General features: G+C 36.1%; 2 protein-coding genes and 4 pseudogenes. 1 reads left to right on the forward strand and 5 read right to left on the reverse strand.

Annotated features, from left to right (window positions below; all coding sequences use genetic code 11):
* The coding region (locus FTV29_RS14860) for a transposase (RefSeq protein WP_180075664.1) at nucleotides 1-291 on the reverse strand (291 nt) is incomplete at its 3' end.
* 70 nt (nucleotides 292-361) lie between these two features.
* Here FTV29_RS14860 and FTV29_RS15255 point away from each other — a divergent pair.
* Nucleotides 362-475: pseudogene (locus FTV29_RS15255) on the forward strand (TetR family transcriptional regulator); the annotation flags it as partial.
* Between the two features lie 76 nt (nucleotides 476-551).
* Here FTV29_RS15255 and FTV29_RS14865 read toward each other — a convergent pair.
* The 4 genes and pseudogenes from FTV29_RS14865 to FTV29_RS14870 form a co-directional block, all read right to left on the reverse strand.
* A complete protein-coding gene (locus FTV29_RS14865; protein WP_004281881.1) occupies nucleotides 552-1,166 on the reverse strand; it encodes a thiol:disulfide interchange protein DsbA/DsbL in 615 nt (204 codons plus the stop codon).
* Between the two features lie 177 nt (nucleotides 1,167-1,343).
* Nucleotides 1,344-1,483: pseudogene (locus FTV29_RS15260) on the reverse strand (cation transporter); the annotation flags it as partial.
* An 87-nt stretch (nucleotides 1,484-1,570) separates the two neighbouring features.
* Nucleotides 1,571-1,687, reverse strand: a pseudogene (locus FTV29_RS15335) (hypothetical protein); the annotation flags it as partial.
* Nucleotides 1,688-2,385: 698 nt separating this feature from the next.
* A pseudogene (locus FTV29_RS14870) lies at nucleotides 2,386-2,460 on the reverse strand (IS6 family transposase); the annotation flags it as partial.

Raw genomic sequence — 2,460 nt, forward strand, 5'->3', positions numbered from 1 at the left:
ACAAAGCGTGGTGTAATCTGGAGCTATCCAATTTAATCCGCAAAGTTTAATCAGACTTTGCACAAAGCCAGTGACCATACGTAAAGACAGACGGAATAAGGATTTAATCATTAAGCAGCATTGGATGACTGCGTCGGAGTAGGTTTGATTTCGCCCTTGTTTACCGATGGACGGAGCATACCATTGCGTAGCAGGATCAAACCAAATGGCAATATTTCCGCGACTCATGAGTGCTCGGTTATATGCGGGCCAATTGGTTGTGCGGTAGATTTTGTGTGCAGGCTTCTTCATTTGAAAATTATATCGCTGAAAAACCCTTTACAGATAGGTTTGTGCAACAAAGCCATCCACGATTCATATTCAATCCCATGACTTTAAAGCGCAAAGCGTGTTGCAGATGCAGCTCTTATTCCGAGGAATTTTACACTGGTATCGCCCGCCGATAGAAACACCAGATCCGGCAGTCAGGACGTAAATAACCATTCCTCCAGTTTAAATAAAAAAACCTGCAGATTCGATGCAGGTTTTTTTTAGAGATAATCAATCGCGTCTTATTTGGCTTTACGCTCTTTTTCAATCAGGTAATTCACCACCTGAATTACTTTGGCATCATTGCCCTGCACAATATATTTACCATTCACGGTCACCGCTGGTACACCGCTTAACTGATATTGAGCAGTCAAATTTTTTGCCTGAGCAATTTTTGACGAAATCGGGAATGATTTATAAGTCGTGTTAAATTTCTCTTCAGAAATACCATAACGGGTATAGAACTTGGCCAATTGTGCCTGTTCTAAAATTGGACGCTGCTTGTCATGAATATCATGGAATAACTGTAAATGTGCTTTTTGACGCACACCCAGGGCTTCTGAAACATAATAAGCACGTGCAGCCTGTTCCCAAAGCGGGTTCATTGCAGCAGGTGTACGTACAAAACGGATATCTTTGGGTAATTTTTTCAACCAGTCCTGCATATGCGGTTCCAACGTGAAACAGTGACCACAGCCATACCAGAAGAATTCACGTACCTCAATTTTGCCCGGTTTTTCGACTTTGACTGGTTTTGCGACCACCTGATAGTCCTGACCTGCCACAAAATTGGCCATAGCATTGCCTGAAAAGGCCAAAACAGATGCGGCAACAGCTCCTAAAAGGAATTTTTTCATTGGGATTATCGTCCTCTAAATCATTATGCTTAGTGTATGGGTTCACTATAAATCAATTATGCCGGTTCCGTTTTCATGCTGCGAACTTTTGTGCTATCAGAACCGCTACATTAAAGTATGCGACTGATTTTAAGTCAGTTAATATGGCCATTCGACCGCTATGTGTTTTTAGATAATCACAAAAGTTAAACTTTGAGTAATAAAAACGGTTATAATTTCTACGATTAAAACGTAGTGGTCAAACCTACAGTAAATATTAGCTTCTTACTATTCTCTTCAGTAACAGCCGCGTGGCTCTGAGAATGATCTTCTGACATACAATAGTTTCCTTATTCTATTTACGATTAGCTGAGAGACTTGAGTAAGCCTCAATATTTCTGCTAAAAATTGCTTACTATAATTGGTCAAGAAGCTTTCTTTTCATTTATCCACCGGGACAATATTGGTAATAAAACCAACATAAGAAGGGTTGATGAGATAATTCCTCCAATAACCACATTTGCTAGTGGGCACTTTACTTCTTTCTCCAATTCCAATGCCTCCCTAACTAATTAGAGAGTTTTAAGCATTATTACATGAATCTTTCCAGTACTATTGTTGCAAATATACTAAGTTGCATATTTATTCCTGCCTATGTATAGGAGCATATGTAACCCTAAAGTTTAAAATAGTCTTTTCGGATTATTTAAAAATTTGAAAATGGTAAAGAATAAATTAAAAACAATAAATATATTTATCATTCGATTTAAAAAAATTAATTAATCTTAGTTACACCATACTAAAAATAACTAATTTTTAGTTTTCCTAGTTATATGTGCTTCATTATAATTTTGAATTAATTCTCTTCACACCCTTTGCTTTTTTCATTGTTAATTATTTCTAAATTTTTCTCTAAGAAACGAAGTCCCCCATCAGCAAAACTACTGGTTGAAAAAACTATAGTAAAAATAACTAAAACAATCTTCATATATATATTATTGAATCTAATCATATCTTGGACCAAAAAATAATTTCTTCATATACTAATTCCTAGATATATACACCTAAATGACAACCAAATTACAAATTTGTAATTTTGTTAAGGTTTGTCCTAAAAAAAATAAATTAATACTATTTTAACAAAGATAAGTCGTTGCTGAAAAATTTGAATTGTAAGGGATTTAATTAGGCACTGTTGCAAATAGAGATTTGAGTCGATGATGTTCCCTTTAAAAAGTACTTAGAGACCGAAAACCCTGTTGATTAGACACACTTCACCCTGAGGCTGACCATAATAAAATGACGATGCTTGTCC

The sequence above is a fragment of the Acinetobacter sp. YH12254 genome (assembly GCF_013417415.1).
In the GTDB taxonomy this organism is placed as follows: Bacteria; Pseudomonadota; Gammaproteobacteria; order Pseudomonadales; family Moraxellaceae; genus Acinetobacter; species Acinetobacter pseudolwoffii.

What these genes read in the sequence shown, in the direction of transcription:
- FTV29_RS14865 (WP_004281881.1), bottom strand. Translation starts at nt 1,166, where the DNA reads ATGAAAAAATTCCTTTTAGGAGCTGTTGCCGCATCTGTTTTGGCCTTT.